This window comes from Paraburkholderia sabiae, assembly GCF_030412785.1.
Taxonomy (GTDB): domain Bacteria; phylum Pseudomonadota; class Gammaproteobacteria; order Burkholderiales; family Burkholderiaceae; genus Paraburkholderia; species Paraburkholderia sabiae.
Genome location: NZ_CP125295.1, coordinates 4542968 through 4557558, shown reverse-complemented (window position 1 = coordinate 4557558; position 14591 = coordinate 4542968). Strand labels below are relative to the sequence as shown.

Below are 14591 nucleotides of genomic sequence, written 5' to 3'. Positions count from 1 at the left end.
TGCGAGCCCTTGCACACGCGCGGATTCAAGCGTCAGACCCGCCGCCGCCGCTAACGTTTCCGGAACACGAGGCAGAAGTTGTTGGCGGGCATCTCGACGGGTTCGTCGCTGTCGAAGCCCGCTGCGTCCGCCAGCGCCACCACGTCTTCCATGTCGCGCACGCCCCATGAGGAATCGCGGCTTCGCAACTGGGCGTCGAACGCGGCGTTGCTCGGCGCCGTATGCGCGCCGCCGCGCCGGTACGGTCCGTACAGGAACAGCACGCCGCCCGTTTGCAGCAGCCGTCCCGCGCCGCCGATCAGCGCCTGCGCCGATTCCCACGGCGAGATATGGATCATGTTGATGCAGACGATGGCCGCAGCGGCATCGATGCCCCACGACGCGTCGCGCACATCGAGCGCAAGCGGCGCACGCACGTTGGCGAGGCCGCTATGCGCGGTCCAGGCGGCAATCGACGCGCGCGCGTCTTCGCCCGGATCGCTCGGCTGCCACACGAGCTTCGGCAGCGCGGCGGCGAAATGAATCGCGTGCTGCCCCGTCCCGCTCGCGATTTCGAGCACGGTGCCCGACGCGGGCAGCACGCGTTCGAGCACGGCGAGGATCGGCTCGCGGTTGCGTTCGGCGGCGGGCGCGTGCTGGCGCAGGTTCGGGTCGGGCGTGGTCATGGCGATCAGTACAGGCTGGTGCGGATGCGTTCGGCGAGGTCGCGATCATACGCGAGCGAATCGAAAGTCTCACCGAAAATCCGCTTGTGCATATCGCCCGCGCTCGGCAGCTGCGAGCGCTCGACGTGGCGCGCCGGATCCCACAGTTTCGAGCGCACGAGCGCTTTCGAGCAATGAAAGTACACGGCGTCGATATCGACGATCAGCACCGAACGCGGCTTCTTGCCGTCGACGGCAAAACTGTCGAGCAGTTCAGGATCGGCCGAAACGCGCCCGCGTCCATTCACACGGAGCGTCTCGCCGACGCCAGGCACGACGAACAGCAGCCCGACATGCGGATTGACGATCACATTGCGCAGACTGTCGACGCGGTTATTGCCGACGCGATCGGGAATGGCCAGCGTGCGTTCGTCGATCAGACGCACGAAGCCGGGCGCGTCGCCGCGCGGCGAGCAGTCGAGACCGTCGGGGCCCGACGTCGCCAGCACGATAAACGGCGCATGTTCGATGAACGCGCGGTAGCAGTCGTTGACGTACGGAATCTCCTTGCGCACCGAGCGCTCATGCGGCTGGCCGTAGAGCGCTTCCAGTTCTTCGATCGTCGTGAGCATCGGTGTTTCCTGTTGAAATGGCATGTGTTCTGGCGCTCGCGTCAGCGCGCAGCGAGACTGGCCGCAAGCGCCGCGAGCGCATCGCCGCACGGCGCTTCGACTTTCAGCGACAGCAGCGGGTCGGCACGCGTGCGCCCGAGATTGATCGCGGCGATCGGCTTGTTCATCTTCTGCGCCCACGTGCAGAAGCGATAACCCGAATACACCATCAGCGACGAACCGACGACGAGCATCGCATCGGCGGCATCGAGCGCGTTCGACGCCGCCTCGACGCGCGGCTTCGGCACGTTTTCGCCAAAGAACACGACAGCGGGCTTCAGCAGTCCACCACAGTTCGGGCAAGCGGGCACGCGGAACGAACCGAGATCGTGCCATTCGAGATGTGCGTCGCCATCGGCGGCGGGTTCGGCGATCACGTCGAGCAAGGCGGGATTCTCATTGATCAGCATCTGCTGGATCGACGCGCGACGGTGATGCGTGCCGCAATCGAGGCACGTCACTTCGCCGATGCTGCCGTGCAGTTCGATGACGTCGCTGCTGCCCGCGCGCTGATGCAGGCCATCGACGTTCTGCGTGACGAGCGTGCGCGCATGCCCCGCCGCTTCGAGCCGCGCGAGCGCGCGGTGCGCCGCGTTCGGCTCGGCCTTCGCGACGACGGGCCAACCGACCGTGCTGCGCGCCCAGTAACGCTGGCGCGACGCGATCGAGCCGAGAAATTCCTGCAACGTGATGGGTGGCGAGCGTTTCCATTCGCCGTTTTCGTCGCGATAGCCGGGGATGCCGGAATCGGTGCTGATGCCCGCGCCCGTCAGCACGAAGAGCCGCGGATAGCGTTCGACGAAGTCTTGCAGCGCGGCGAGTGCGTGAGGTTCGATCGGCGTGGACATGGAATCGGTAGAACGAGTGGATACGGACGGGGACTCAGCGCTTCCTGCGCGGCTTGCCTTCGCGCTTTCCAGGCTTCGACGCCTGAAGCGGCTCGGCATGCCGCGCTTCCCAGGCCGCCAGCGCCGCGCGATACCGCGTGACTTCCTCTTCGTACAGATCGAACACGCACGGATCGCAGCCGCTATGACAGCAATCGTCGGGATCGGGCCGCACAGGCGGTGTGGGGCGCGGGTCGTCGGCGGCGGGCGCGTTGGGGCGCGGCGCCTCGTCAGAAGTCACATCCACTTCCAGTGGTTCGGGAAGCGTCCAGTATAAGTCCGACGAAGTTGCCGCGTGATGTCAGATGTGCGTCACGCGTGCTTCACACGTGGATCAGCCGCGCCCGACGTACGGCATCTTGCTCGCCATGATCGTCATGAACTGCACGTTCGCCGACAGCGGCAGATTCGACATGTGCAGCACGGCGTCCGCGACGTATTCGACGTCCATCAGCGGTTCGACGGCGATCGTGCCGTTCGCTTGCGGCACGCCGCGCGCCATCCGCTCGGCCATTTCCGTCGCCGCATTGCCGATGTCGATCTGACCGCACACGATGTCGTAAGCCCGGCCGTCGAGCGATACCGATTTGGTCAGTCCCGTGATCGCGTGCTTGGTCGCCGTGTAGGCAATGCTCAACGGCCGCGGCGCGTGCGCGGAGATCGAGCCGTTATTGATGATGCGGCCGCCGCGCGGCGTCTGCGCCTTCATCATCGCGAAGGCCGCGCGCGTGCACAGGAACACGCCCGTCAGGTTCGTATCGACGACGGAGCGCCAGTCGTCGAGTTCGATCTGGTCGATTTCGACGGGCGGCGCATTGCGGCCCGCGTTGTTGAACAGCACGTCGAGCCGGCCGTAGCGCAGCCGGATCGCATCGAAGAGCGCGGCAACGCTCGCGGCATCCGTCACGTCGCAGGCGACGGCGAACGCGTCCTTGCCTTGCTGCTGCGCTTCCGTTGCGAGCGCATCGAGCGGGGCCTGTCTGCGCCCCGTCACCACGACGCTGTAGCCGTTATCCAGCAGCTTGCGCGCCGTCGCTTTTCCGATGCCGCTGCCCGCGCCCGTCACGAGCGCCACCTTGCCTGTCGTCGTCGCTTCCGATGTCTGCGTCACACCTTGTCTCCTGGTCGTGCTGTACGCGACACAGAAAAACGCAGCCCCGTCAGTCGAGCGCGCGGTCGTTCGGCTTCGCGAACAGCTGTTTCATCTCCGCCGACAACGGGTAGTTCAGGTTGATGCCCTTCGGCGGAATGGGTTGCGTGAACCACTTCTGATAGAGATTCGCCGCTTCGCCCGAAGTTTGCAAGCGCGCGATCACGCCGTCCGTCAGTTTCTTGAAGCCGGGATCGTCCTTGCGGAACATGCAGCCATACACTTCCGACATCGGCGACGTGCCCGTGATCAGGTAGTCGTCCGCGTTCGCTTCCTTCGCTTTTGCGCCGTACAGCAGAGGATCGTCCATCACGAACGCGACGGCGCGCCCCGTCTTCACGTTGAGAAACGACTCGGCGTGATCCTTCGCGCTGATGAGGCGCATGTTCATCGACTTCTCGTTGTTCATCTGCCGCAGCAGACGCTCTTCCGACGTGCCCGCCGTCGTCACGACCGTCCTGTTCGCGAGATCGCCGAAGTCCTTCACGCCCGAGTCCTTCTTTACGATCATCCGCACGCCGTACTGGAAGAAGCTGTTCGAAAACGCGACCTGGTTGTCGCGCTCTTTCGTGTGCGTCGTGGAGCCGCATTCGATATCGATCGTACCGTTCTGCACCAGCGGAATCCGGTTCTGCGACGTGATGGGAATCTCGCGCACCTTCAGGTCAGGCATGTTCAGTTCTTTCTTGACCTCGTCGACGATCTTCAGCGCGATCGCCTGCGAATAGCCGATCACGTGTTGCTCTTCGTCGTAGTACGAGAATGGCACCGACGATTCGCGCACGCCCAGCGAAATCGCGCCCGTTTCGCGGATCTTTTTCAACGTCGCGCTCTGGTCCTGTGCGGACGCGTTGCCGCTCGCGATGGTCAAAGCAATCACTGCCGCGAACATTGTGGTTTTAGTTTTCATGCCGTGTCTCCTGTTGTTGTGGATGTGTGTGCAACGAATTCAGCGATCGCACGCGTAAGCCGTCGTATCGACGGATGGCGTGCGGCCCGCGATCATATCGGCAACTACGCGCGCACTGCCGCACGCGAGTGTGAAGCCGAGCGCGCCGTGCCCCGTGTTGAGCCAAAGGTTTTTAAAAGGCGTCCTGCCGAGCAGCGGCTTCGAGTCGGGCGTCGCGGGCCGATGTCCGCACCAGGCCTGCGCGTTCGCGTAGTCGCCCGCAGCGGGAAAGATTTCCTGCGCGTGACGCTTCAGCAATTCGACGCGCCTCGCGCGCTGCGCATCACGCAAGCCCGCGATCTCGACCATGCCCGCAATCCTTAATCTCTCGCCGAGCGGCGCATAGACCACCTTGCGATGCAAGTCCGTCACGCTGACGCGCGGCGCGTTCCGCGCATCGGCGCGTTGAATCGTGAGGCTGTAGCCCGTCAGCGGATAGATGGGCAGACGCACGCCGAGCGGTTCGAGCAACGGCACGCTGCCCAGGCCCAGCGCGACGACGAACGCATCCGCTTCAATATCGCCCGATGCCGTTCGCGCCGCGACGATGCGCTGCCCTTCCGTGACGAGTTCGCGCACGGGCGTGTCATAGCAGATGTTCACGCGATGACGCCGCTCCAGCGCATCCGCGAGCGCGACGCTGAAGCGCTGACAGTCGCCCGCTTCTTCCGATGGCGTATGAATGCCGCCCGCTATCAACGGTTGCGCATGCGCGAGCGCGGGTTCGAGCACGGCGCATGCGCTGCCGTCCAGCGCGCGCTGCTCCGAGCCTGCCGCAACGAGCCGCTCCATCTTGAGCCGCGCGCGTTCGAACTCGTGCGGATCGCGATACACGACGAGTTTGCCGTTGCGCACGTAGTCGAACGCAATCGACTCGTGCTCGACGATCTCATGCAACGCCGTCTTGCTGAGCGCGCCGAGACTCAGCATTTCGAGCGCCGTCTGCCGCGCGCGATGGCTGCGGCACGCGAGCAGGAACGCGGCGCACCAGCGCCACTGCTGCGCATCGAAACGCGGCACGAAGCGCAGCGCGGAATCGCGCTGCAACAGCCACGCGGGCAGCTTCGGCAGCACCGCCGGATCGGCGAGCGGCGCGACATAGCTGTAGCTCAGCTGCCCGCCGTTGGCAAAACTCGCTTCGAGCGCCGCGCCGCCGCGCGCTTCGACGATGGTCACGTCATGGCCGTCGCGGGCCAGACTCCAGGCCGTCGTCAGCCCGACGACGCCCGCTCCGAGGACACACACACGCATGAATGCTCAAACCTTGCGATTGCATTGCAGACGAGTGTCGCGCGCCGAAAACGGCGCATCAAATGACGAGATGCGAGGCTGCATAACCTCAGGTTAAGGGCTCCCACGCTTCTCTCACGCAAAGCGCGCGCGCAGCACGTCGACGAATGCACTGCCCGCCTGCGACGTCAGACCGCCGTCGCGCCACAAAGCGAACACGCCGACGGACAGCGGCGGCTCGATCGGCCGCAGGCTCACGGCTTCCGCGCCGCTCTTCGCGGTCAGTTCGTCGAGCAGCGCATGGCCGATGCCGCGCGCAGCCAGTGCGCGGGCGACATGCCAGGTGTGAGCTTCGACAGCGGGCGCGTGACCGTCGAGTCCGAGCGCCTCCAGCGCGTTGCCGATCATTTCGCCCAGCGGATCGGCATTGCCGATGCCGATCCAGTCGCCTTCGACGAAGGCTTGCAGCGTCATCGGCTGGTTATCCGCGTCTTCGGCGCGCGGACCAACACACACGACAGGCGTGCGCCCCAGTTCCACCGAGGCGATGCCCGGCCTCGCGGGCGGATTCAGCGCGACGGCCAGATCGAGATCGCGCGTGAGCAGCGCGTTCAGCAGTTCCTCCGTGTGGCGCGTCTGGATGCGCAGCGACACACGCGGATACGCGGCGCGAAACGTTTCGACGGCAGGCGGAATCAGGCTCAGACCGAGACTCGGCAGACAGCCGATGCGCAAATGCCCTTCCGGCTGCAGCGCCAGATTGCGCGCGAGATCGCGGATGCTGTCGAGGTTCGTCTGCAGCTTCTGCGTTTCGGAGAACAGCAGCTCGGCTTCGCGCGTCGGCTGAAGACGGCCGTGCACGCGGTTGAAGAGCGTCAGGCCCGCGCTGCGCTCCGCGTGGGCGAGCACCTTGCTGACGGCAGGCTGCGAAACGCACAGCAGCTCGGCCGCTTTCGACAGCGAGCCGGTGCGCATGATGGCGTGAAAGACTTCGATGTGGCGCAGGCGCATGACGCGGATCCGCGGGCGGCGGAGCGGTGGAAAGGGCTCAAGGATACTGGGTTTCGGCGGGCGCCTCGCCTTTCCAAACCTCGCAATCAGGAGGCCGGACGCGCGCGGATGGTATCGTTCGCATTTGACGTGCATCAAGAAAGTCTGACGGTTTGTTCCGAAACGAAATCCGGCAGATCCAACGCATCATGAATCAACCGAATCCCCCGCTGCCGCGCGCCGCCGCGCACGCCGCGCCCTCTCGCCGCTGGCCCAGCACGGGCAATCCGCCGATGTTCAACGCCACCATCGCATGGCATGTCGCGATGCTGGCCGGCTGGGCGCTCGCGCCCCACGGCTGGCCGTGGTGGCTCGCGGGCATCGTCGCGAGCCATGTCGTCGTCGTGTCGATCGGCTTGTGGCCGCGCTCGTCGCTGCTCGGGCCGAACTGGACGCGGCTGCCCGACACGCCGCGCAACGCCGACGCCGTCGCGCTGACGATCGACGACGGCCCCGATCCCGTGATCACGCCCAAGGTGCTCGACCTGCTCGACGCGCACGGCGTGCGCGCGACGTTCTTCTGCATCGGCGCCCGGGCGCAGCGGCATCCGGCGCTGATGCGCGAGATCGTCGCGCGCGGACACGACGTCGAAAATCACTCGCAGATTCACGTGCACACGTTCTCGGTCACGCTGCCGCATGGCCTGACGCGCGAAATCGACGCCGCGCAGCACACGCTCGAAGCGCTGACGGGCGAGCGCCCGATGTTCTTCCGCGCGCCGGCCGGCTTGCGCAATCTGTTTCTCGAACCGGTGCTGCAAAAGCTCGACCTGCGGCTCGCGGCATGGACGCGGCGCGGCTTCGACACGCGCGAGCGCAATCCGCAGCGCGTGCTGGAGCGGCTCGTCGACGGCCTCGCGGCGCGCGACATCCTGCTGCTGCACGATGCGAGCGCGGCAAAGGATGCGTCCGGCGAGCCCGTCGTACTCGACGTGCTGCCGCGCCTGATCGAAACCGTGCGCGCGAGCGGACTGCGCTTCGTGACGCTGCGCGAGGCGGCAGGCGCCTGACGCGCGCAGCGTACCCGCGCGACGGGGCGAACCGCTAGGTGCGCCGCCGGATCAGGTGATAGATGACGAGCAGAATGATCGCGCCGATGATCGACGCGATCCAGCCCGCCGCCTGCCCCGGCTGATACCAGCCGAGCGCCCGCCCGACATAGCCCGCCACCAGCGAGCCGGCGATGCCGAGGATGATCGTCATGATGAGACCCATGCTGTCGTCGCCCGGCTTGAGCGCGCGCGCAATCAGACCGACGACGAGGCCGACGACTATCGTGCCAATGAGGGAAAGCATGCGAACCTCCGATCAAAGTTAGCACTACATTGCCCTGCTACTGCCTGCTGCCTTGCTGCATCACGCGACTGCATCGTTGCGGCGGGCGCGTGAATCAGATACGGAAATCGGCGGCCATGTCTTCGTCGGTGCGCGCCTCGAGATCGCCGCTGCGGCACGCTTTCATGAACGCGTCATAATCGCGCTCGACCTGATCCGCATACGCCGACGCATACTCGGCGAGCGCTTCCGCGAACTGATCGCTGCGTCCGATATAAGCACTGATTTCGATCGCCTTGCCGCCCGCCTTCGCGTGCGCCCGCGCCAGCGCCCAGCCGCACAGCCGCGCATAGCCGTTCAGCTGATCGACGTCGAACAGATCGATGCTCGGCGTCAGCTTCATGTCGCGCAACTGCCGGACGTAGAAGTGCCGACCCGACGGCCCCGTCGACCAGCCGAGGAAAATATCGCTCGCCGCCTGCAGCATGCGCTGGCCGAGCACGACGCGCTCGCCCTCGTGCTTCGGCTCGGACTTGCGCGGCCCCGCCTTGAAATGCTGCGCGATCACCGAGCGGCGTGCTTCCTTGACCTGCAGAAAGAGCGGCTTGCCATGCGGATCGACGGCAAGCAGCACGAGACAGCGCGTGCCCACGCTGCCGACGCCCACCACCTTGAACACGAGATCGTGCAGTGCGAACTGGCCGAGCAACTCGCGGCGGTCGTCGTTGAGCGTCTTCAGATAGTCCTCGAAGGTCGAATGGATCAGCTTGTTCCAGTCGCCAATCTTGAACCAGTCGTCTTCCGGATCGAACAGCGTGTTCGATCCGTGCACGTGAAACAGACCGGGCGGCATATCGCGCATCACGTAACGCTCGCCGTCGCGCTCGCACAGCTTTTCCAGCATGCTTTCATGCGTGCGCGCGCCTGCCTTTTCCATCGCGCGACGGATCAGCCGGCGGTTCTCGGCGTTCACGGCCATGTCGACCATGCGATCGAACGTGATCCGCTCGTACCACAGGTCGAGCGCGCCGCATTCCGCGTACTGCGCGATGCGGTCGCGATACTGGTTGACGGCCGTCATCACGAGATCGTGGGCGGCGCCGCGGCTGAAGCGCATGTGCCGCGCGGCGACGACGAAGCTCGCGGCGAGGCGCTTCAAATCCCATTCGAACGGCGCGGTCGAGACTTCGTCGAAATCGTTCAGATCGAAAATCAGCTGGCGCTCGGGCGTCGCGAAGCCGCCGAAGTTCAGCAGATGCGCGTCGCCGCAGATGGGCAGCGTGAGTGTCGTGTGCGGCGTCAGGCTGAGATCGTGCGCCTGCAGGATCGCGCTGCCGCGAAAAAACGTGAATGGCGACACCGCCATGCGGCCGTAGCGCAGCGGCACGAGTCGCTCGACGCGCCCTTCGCTGCTTTGCCGGAGCAGATCGATGGAATTGCGATGCATGGGGCCTATCGCGCGGTGGCTGGAGCGTCTTGCGTGTTCGCGGGCCGCGCGCCCGCTGGCTTCCCGTTCCGCGATGGTGCTGGCCTTCATGCTTTTCTCCGTTCTTGTGAATCGGCTTGCATCGGGAGCGCTGCTACCGCGCGGCGCGAAAAGGCGTCAGGCGTTCGACGGCTGCGGGCCGTCGGGAATGGTTCGTTCGATTCGTGCTGCGCTGCACAGTGACGACGGCGCGCACGGCCATCGGATGGACTGTATTACATTTCACGGCGAACGGGCGCGCAAGTCTGTGCGCGGCTGCACCGGAAATCAGAACGGGAAAGGGGAAGAAGCGATGGCGCGCGGCGCGCCATCGCGTGGCCGCATCAGAAGAGACGCGGCGGCTGGAGGATCAAGGCAATGCGCACATTCTGCGCCGGCAGCGCAGCCAGGCTGGTGCGCGCGGCCTGGGCGCGCTCGTCGAACGCGACGCGCGCGGCGCCCGACAGCGGCGCGACGAAACGATGAGCGGTGAGCGTCATCGGATCGACGGGATGGTCGTCCTTGCGCACTTCGTAGTGCAGATGCGGCCCCGTCGTCGTCCCCGTGCGGCCGACAAAGCCGATCACCTGCCCCTGCTCGACGCGCTGGCCGGCCTTCAGATCGTCCGAGAAGAGCGATAGATGCGCGTAGTAGGTCGAATAGCCATCGTCGTGTCGCAGGACGACGTGCTTGCCGTAGCCGTGCGCATCCACGGCCATTTCGACGATGCCCGGCGCCGCCGCGTAGATCGGCGTGCCGGCGGGCGCGGTCAGATCGACGCCCGTGTGAAAGCGGCGCTCGCCGAAGACGGGATGCCGGCGCATGCCGAACGGCGAACTCACGCGGCCATAGTCCAGCGGCATCGCGAACGGCTCGCTCGCGATCAGCGCGCCATCGAGCGTGTAGTACGCGCCTTGCGCCGCGCCCGGCGCGGTGAACCAGAGCGCGTCGTACGCGTGGCCGTTCAAACGGATTTCGAGCGATGCAATACGCGGCTGAGTTGATTCGCTGCCTGGTTCCATCACGAGCCGATATTCGTCGCCCGCTTGCGCCGGTGCGTCGACATCGACGCGGCCCGCGAAAATCGCACCGATCTGCTCGACGATGCTCGCGGCAAAGCCCGCTCGTTCGAGCGACGCACGCAGTGTCGAGTCGATCGGGCCGGCGCTCGAACGGGTTTCGTCGCCCTGCATGCTGAAACCCGTGGCGTCGCCGAAGGACGTCGCAGCCTGCAAGGTGTCGTCGGGTGCGCCTTGCTGTGTGACGCGTCCGGACCATTCGTGAGCATCGTCCGAACGATCATGAGCGACGGGCACGCACATCGTAGGCGTGGTTGCGCAGACCGGGCCGAGCACCAGTTCGTTCGACGGCATACGCACACTGAGCGACGCCATCGAATAACCCTGCATGTGAGTGACAGCCGGCGCGGCCGCGTCGGGAACGTTTGATTCGGCATGTGCGCCATCGGCGTCGAACGAAGTGGCGGGTTGCGCGCCCGGCAACGGCATCTTCCGTGCAACAGCAAGATGGTGCCGCCGCTTGTGAGCGGAACCATGTTTATGCGCCTTCGGTGCGGCGAGCGCGGCGGATGCGCCGGGCACCATCGAGGCCCCGATCCACAATGCCGAACAGGCGGCCACGCTGGAAAGCGTCTTGCGTTTGAGAGACAGCGGAGCAGCCGCTGCCACGGAGATGCCCTGCCCGCGCGCGAGGAATGATCGCAGGTGATTCACGTCAAGATCTCGCGTTGGAAACAAAGGGCTGCGGGCATGAGCGGCCGCGTCCGAAAGACACGGCCGCGGCGCGTAGCGAAGAGGGATCGATCGATCCGGCGACTCTGTGGTCGCTGCATCGCGCCGCGCAGCCCGGCAAGTGAACTATCAAGTTTAGGGAGAGGACGAATCCGGTTGAATCGCCTGATTCCTAATTTTTCTTATGACACGACCTGAGCGTCGTTTGGTTGAATACGCATTCGCGTGTTAGAGCAAGCCGCGCAAATAAGCATCCCATTCTCCGATGCGCCTGTCCCACGAATAGAAGCGCGTGAAGTACTCGACTTGCTGCGCGCGCAGGCGCTCGTCGTCGGCGTTGCGCTGACGGACCGCGCAGATTGCATCATCGAGTGCAGCGGCGAAACGCTGCGCATGAGCCTGCAGGTTTTCGGTGAACGGATAGAGCTTCGCGTAGTTCGCGCAGGTTTCCGGCAGACCGCCATACGCCGCGCAAACCGTGAGACAGCCCGCCGACATCGCTTCGATCGCCGCGATGCAGCTCGTCTCCGGTTCGATGTTCGGATACGCGAAGATGTCGCACTCGCTCAGCGTGTCGCGCACCACGGCATTCGGCTGCGCGCCGTGATAGCGGATGCGCGGATGTGCGCGGCATCGCTCGAATAGCGGCTGAAACGGCGCGTCGCGCTCGATCCAGTCGTAAATGCTGAAGCTCGAAAAGACGTCGAGTTCGATGTCGGCGTGACGCGTCGCGAGATGCTCGAACACCGGCACGAGGATTTCGAGGCCGCGATCAGGCGTCGTGTGATAAATCAGGCGGATGCGCTTGCTGCGTCGCGGACGAAATGCGCCGAACGGCTCGATTGCGTTCTGCAACACGGTCATCTCCGCATACGGCACGTTTGGAATCATCTGATACAGCGCCGCTTGATAGTGCGACACGCACACGATGCCTGCAAACGCCGAGCGATTTTCAGCGTGCTCCAGGAAGCCAGCTTCCTCGCGGCTCGGCTTGTCGTGCAGCCAGAGAATCCGCTTGCGATCAGGATCGAGCGAGCGGACGCGCGATGGAATGATCTGAAACTGTCCCGCCAGTTGCGGATCGAGTCGCGCGTGAAGCGCCTGCAGCATCAACTCCGTGCCGCCGCGTGCGCGCACGCTCAGTTCGTTGGCTTCCATGCTTCAGCACTCGCCGCCGATCGCCGTCTGCGGACTCGCCGCGAGCGACGCACCAAAGTCGCCGTGCCATGTGTAGATGCCCTGATGCGACAGCTTCGATTGCGTATCGACGAACACGCGGCCGCCGATCTCGCGCCAGCGTCGGCAGAACGCGTAGTCTTCGGACAGATAGCGGTTGGTCGACGGCTCGACCATCACGTCGAAAAAGCGATAGCAGAAGTCGTAGAGCGGCGAATCGGGCGGACCGTCGGGCACGTATTTCAGTTCGGGCAGACGGGCGATCATCGTTTCGATCACGCTGCGGCGGATGCACATGAAGCCCGTCGGCGCTTCGCTGACTTCGAGAAATCCGTCGCCGTCGATTTCGGTAGACACGCCGTCGTGCGCGTTCACGGGATAGCGCAGGTAACGCGCCGCGAAGGTCTCTCGCGTGATACCGGCGGGCAACACGCCAGGCCAGTCGAAGCGCTTCAGCGGATATACGCCCGCGACGACATCACGATCGGCGAGCAGAAGGCGAAACACCTGATCGACGGTGAAGCCAATGTCGGCGTCGATCCAGAACAGATGCGTATAGCTCGGATCCAGCAAAAATTCGGCGACGGCTTCGTTGCGCGCACGCGTGATGAGGCTCTCGCCGGAACGGATTCGCACGGAACCCTGCATGCCCGTCGTCCACAGCGCGTTGTTGAGCGCGAGCAAACTGTTCGTGAAGTTCGCCGCAAGATTGGCGCCGTAACACGGCGTCATGAACAGCGGTTTCATCGTTTGGAGTGCGGACGTTTGGAGCATGGACGTGATCTCTGTCGGGACGAAAATGAACGTCGATGAGTATCGCCGGCTATCCAAAAAATAACTGTAGGACCAGTCTTAATGCGATAAGCCCGGAGCCCCAGTTCCGACGAGGCTGCGCCTTTTTAGGACACGTCTCATATTCGTCGGCGCGCTCGCGCGACAAACTCTTGCACTTTCGACATCCATCACGCAGCGTCACGTCTGCTGCGCTATCGCCGTGAACCCGCTCCTGTTCAAACGTTCCAGCATCGCCTGCTTCGCGCTCCTGACCTCTGCCTGTTCTTTCTTCGTTCCGCGCTCGGTGTCGTCGAGCGAGACACCCGCCGACAACGCGCTGACCATCGCTCCCGCTCGCGGATTCTCCTACCAGCCCGCGCGCGAAGGCCACATCACCTACGACCGGATCGCCAACACGGCGACGACGTCGATTCTGCTGAAGAAGGGCGTCGAAGCGTCCGTGCGCGACGCCGTCGTGTCCGCGTGGCGCAAGTCGGGCATCGTCGTGACCACGCATGACAAGCTGGTGCTGAACGGCCGGATCGAAGTTCTGTCGGTCGACGACGCACGCTCGCCCGCCACGTGGTCGATGACGATCTGCTACTTCGTCACCAATGCATCGACGAAGGAAACCGTCTACGTGAAGAGCAATACGGTCCATCTTTATCGGCAGAAGTTCACCAACCCCGCTTTCGCACTCGACGACGTCGTCAAGCTCAGCATCGACACGATCGTCCGAGATCCGTCGTTCCGCCAGGCACTTCAGCCCGCGCAATAACACGCCGCGCCATCGCGGCGCGCGCTTCTTCCGCTGCGACCCAAACGCAGCCGGCATTTCGTTACAATCGAAGTTTCCCCATCCGAATTCGCGCTGCCGCGACGCGCTATCGAAACGCGTCGCGCGGCGGTCATCCGAGCGAGCCGTCATGTCCCTCACCGCCTGGCTGTTCTTTCTCCCCGCGTGCTTCGCGATCAACATGGCGCCCGGCCCCAACAACCTTCTGTCGATCAACGTCGCGGCGCGGCACGGCTTCATGACGGCCTTCGTCGCCGGCAGCGGGCGGCTCGTCGCGTTCGCGGGCATGCTCGTGCTGGCGGCGACGGGCCTTGCCGTCGTGCTGCACGCGTCCGAACTGTTCTTCCTCGCGATCAAGCTGACGGGCGCCGCCTATCTGATCTGGCTCGCCATCCAGCTGTGGCGCAGCGACGCCGGGCCGATGGACGCGATGAAACAGGACGACGCGTCGCTGTGGCGCATCGCGCGTCAGGAGTGCTTCGTGGCGGCGGGCAATCCGAAGGCGATTCTCGTGTTCACCGCGTTCCTGCCGCAATTCGTCGATATTTCGAAGCCGATGCTGCCGCAGTTCGCCGTGCTCGGCGCGAGTTTCCTCGTGCTCGAATGGTTCGCGATCGCGCTGTACTCGTGGGCGGGCATGCATCTCGGCAAGTGGCTGACGCGCGCCACCGTGCGCCGCTGGTTCAACCGCTGCTGCGGCGCGTTTCTCGGCGCGATCGGCGTGAGTTTTCTGCTGGTTCGGCGCACGACCTGAACGGCCTTTCCACACGCGT

At 64.9% G+C, this 14591-nt stretch carries 16 protein-coding genes; 3 read left to right on the top strand and 13 right to left on the bottom strand.

Going from position 1 to position 14591, the window contains the following annotated elements; genetic code table 11:
* Nucleotides 1-50: 50 nt before the first annotated feature.
* The 8 genes from QEN71_RS20520 to QEN71_RS20485 all read right to left on the bottom strand — a co-directional run bounded on the left by QEN71_RS20520 (nucleotide 51) and on the right by QEN71_RS20485 (nucleotide 6542).
* Nucleotides 51-665 carry a DUF938 domain-containing protein gene (locus QEN71_RS20520; protein ID WP_201650278.1) on the bottom strand — a complete coding sequence of 205 codons (615 nt, stop codon included), beginning with the start codon at nucleotides 663-665 and terminating at the stop codon, nucleotides 51-53.
* Nucleotides 666-670: 5 nt separating this feature from the next.
* On the bottom strand, nucleotides 671-1276 hold the full coding sequence (locus QEN71_RS20515) for a pyridoxamine 5'-phosphate oxidase family protein (RefSeq protein ID WP_201650279.1): 606 nt from the start codon (nucleotides 1274-1276) through the stop codon (nucleotides 671-673).
* Between the two features lie 41 nt (nucleotides 1277-1317).
* Nucleotides 1318-2163: an NAD-dependent protein deacetylase gene (locus tag QEN71_RS20510; RefSeq protein ID WP_201650280.1), complete on the bottom strand. Its 846-nt coding sequence runs from the start codon at nucleotides 2161-2163 to the stop codon at nucleotides 1318-1320.
* Between the two features lie 34 nt (nucleotides 2164-2197).
* Entirely contained in the window at nucleotides 2198-2443 is a 246-nt protein-coding gene (locus QEN71_RS20505; RefSeq protein ID WP_201650281.1) for an oxidoreductase-like domain-containing protein, read from the bottom strand.
* Between the two features lie 93 nt (nucleotides 2444-2536).
* Entirely contained in the window at nucleotides 2537-3313 is a 777-nt protein-coding gene (locus QEN71_RS20500) for an SDR family oxidoreductase (RefSeq protein WP_201650282.1), read from the bottom strand.
* A gap of 49 nt (nucleotides 3314-3362) precedes the next feature.
* Nucleotides 3363-4244 carry a glutamate/aspartate ABC transporter substrate-binding protein gene (locus tag QEN71_RS20495; RefSeq protein WP_201650581.1) on the bottom strand — a complete coding sequence of 294 codons (882 nt, stop codon included), beginning with the start codon at nucleotides 4242-4244 and terminating at the stop codon, nucleotides 3363-3365.
* A gap of 57 nt (nucleotides 4245-4301) precedes the next feature.
* Nucleotides 4302-5552: a D-amino acid dehydrogenase gene (locus QEN71_RS20490; RefSeq protein WP_201650283.1), complete on the bottom strand. Its 1251-nt coding sequence runs from the start codon at nucleotides 5550-5552 to the stop codon at nucleotides 4302-4304.
* A 114-nt stretch (nucleotides 5553-5666) separates the two neighbouring features.
* Nucleotides 5667-6542, bottom strand: coding sequence for a LysR family transcriptional regulator (locus QEN71_RS20485; protein WP_201650284.1), 876 nt, complete (start codon nucleotides 6540-6542; stop codon nucleotides 5667-5669).
* Nucleotides 6543-6730: 188 nt separating this feature from the next.
* On the opposite strand from QEN71_RS20485, the gene QEN71_RS20480 reads away from it, so the two are divergent.
* A complete protein-coding gene (locus QEN71_RS20480) occupies nucleotides 6731-7591 on the top strand; it encodes a polysaccharide deacetylase family protein (RefSeq protein WP_201650285.1) in 861 nt (286 codons plus the stop codon).
* 34 nt (nucleotides 7592-7625) lie between these two features.
* On the opposite strand, the gene QEN71_RS20475 is transcribed toward QEN71_RS20480, so the two are convergent.
* The 5 genes from QEN71_RS20475 to QEN71_RS20455 all read right to left on the bottom strand — a co-directional run bounded on the left by QEN71_RS20475 (nucleotide 7626) and on the right by QEN71_RS20455 (nucleotide 13022).
* A complete protein-coding gene (locus QEN71_RS20475) occupies nucleotides 7626-7877 on the bottom strand; it encodes a GlsB/YeaQ/YmgE family stress response membrane protein (RefSeq protein ID WP_201650286.1) in 252 nt (83 codons plus the stop codon).
* A gap of 94 nt (nucleotides 7878-7971) precedes the next feature.
* Nucleotides 7972-9393, bottom strand: a complete 1422-nt coding sequence (locus tag QEN71_RS20470) for a DUF2252 domain-containing protein (RefSeq protein WP_201650287.1) — start codon at nucleotides 9391-9393, stop codon at nucleotides 7972-7974.
* A gap of 272 nt (nucleotides 9394-9665) precedes the next feature.
* Nucleotides 9666-11054 (bottom strand): M23 family metallopeptidase, encoded by a 1389-nt coding sequence (locus QEN71_RS20465; protein ID WP_201650288.1) that lies wholly within the window; start codon nucleotides 11052-11054, stop codon nucleotides 9666-9668.
* A 246-nt stretch (nucleotides 11055-11300) separates the two neighbouring features.
* Entirely contained in the window at nucleotides 11301-12230 is a 930-nt protein-coding gene (locus tag QEN71_RS20460; RefSeq protein ID WP_201650289.1) for a glycosyltransferase family 4 protein, read from the bottom strand.
* A gap of 3 nt (nucleotides 12231-12233) precedes the next feature.
* A complete protein-coding gene (locus tag QEN71_RS20455; RefSeq protein ID WP_201650290.1) occupies nucleotides 12234-13022 on the bottom strand; it encodes a hypothetical protein in 789 nt (262 codons plus the stop codon).
* Between the two features lie 220 nt (nucleotides 13023-13242).
* Between QEN71_RS20455 and QEN71_RS20450 the strand changes: the two genes are divergently transcribed.
* Both QEN71_RS20450 and QEN71_RS20445 read left to right on the top strand, forming a co-directional pair.
* Nucleotides 13243-13800 (top strand): hypothetical protein, encoded by a 558-nt coding sequence (locus tag QEN71_RS20450; RefSeq protein ID WP_201650291.1) that lies wholly within the window; start codon nucleotides 13243-13245, stop codon nucleotides 13798-13800.
* Between the two features lie 148 nt (nucleotides 13801-13948).
* Nucleotides 13949-14572 (top strand): LysE family translocator, encoded by a 624-nt coding sequence (locus QEN71_RS20445; RefSeq protein WP_028366427.1) that lies wholly within the window; start codon nucleotides 13949-13951, stop codon nucleotides 14570-14572.
* The last annotated feature ends 19 nt before the right edge of the window (nucleotides 14573-14591 follow it).

What these genes read in the sequence shown, in the direction of transcription:
- QEN71_RS20480 (WP_201650285.1), top strand. Translation starts at nt 6,731, where the DNA reads ATGAATCAACCGAATCCCCCGCTGCCGCGCGCCGCCGCGCACGCCGCG.
- QEN71_RS20490 (WP_201650283.1), bottom strand. Translation starts at nt 5,552, where the DNA reads ATGCGTGTGTGTGTCCTCGGAGCGGGCGTCGTCGGGCTGACGACGGCC.
- QEN71_RS20470 (WP_201650287.1), bottom strand. Translation starts at nt 9,393, where the DNA reads ATGAAGGCCAGCACCATCGCGGAACGGGAAGCCAGCGGGCGCGCGGCC.
- QEN71_RS20475 (WP_201650286.1), bottom strand. Translation starts at nt 7,877, where the DNA reads ATGCTTTCCCTCATTGGCACGATAGTCGTCGGCCTCGTCGTCGGTCTG.
- QEN71_RS20510 (WP_201650280.1), bottom strand. Translation starts at nt 2,163, where the DNA reads ATGTCCACGCCGATCGAACCTCACGCACTCGCCGCGCTGCAAGACTTC.
- QEN71_RS20460 (WP_201650289.1), bottom strand. Translation starts at nt 12,230, where the DNA reads ATGGAAGCCAACGAACTGAGCGTGCGCGCACGCGGCGGCACGGAGTTG.
- QEN71_RS20485 (WP_201650284.1), bottom strand. Translation starts at nt 6,542, where the DNA reads ATGCGCCTGCGCCACATCGAAGTCTTTCACGCCATCATGCGCACCGGC.
- QEN71_RS20515 (WP_201650279.1), bottom strand. Translation starts at nt 1,276, where the DNA reads ATGCTCACGACGATCGAAGAACTGGAAGCGCTCTACGGCCAGCCGCAT.
- QEN71_RS20520 (WP_201650278.1), bottom strand. Translation starts at nt 665, where the DNA reads ATGACCACGCCCGACCCGAACCTGCGCCAGCACGCGCCCGCCGCCGAA.
- QEN71_RS20495 (WP_201650581.1), bottom strand. Translation starts at nt 4,244, where the DNA reads ATGTTCGCGGCAGTGATTGCTTTGACCATCGCGAGCGGCAACGCGTCC.
- QEN71_RS20455 (WP_201650290.1), bottom strand. Translation starts at nt 13,022, where the DNA reads ATGCTCCAAACGTCCGCACTCCAAACGATGAAACCGCTGTTCATGACG.
- QEN71_RS20445 (WP_028366427.1), top strand. Translation starts at nt 13,949, where the DNA reads ATGTCCCTCACCGCCTGGCTGTTCTTTCTCCCCGCGTGCTTCGCGATC.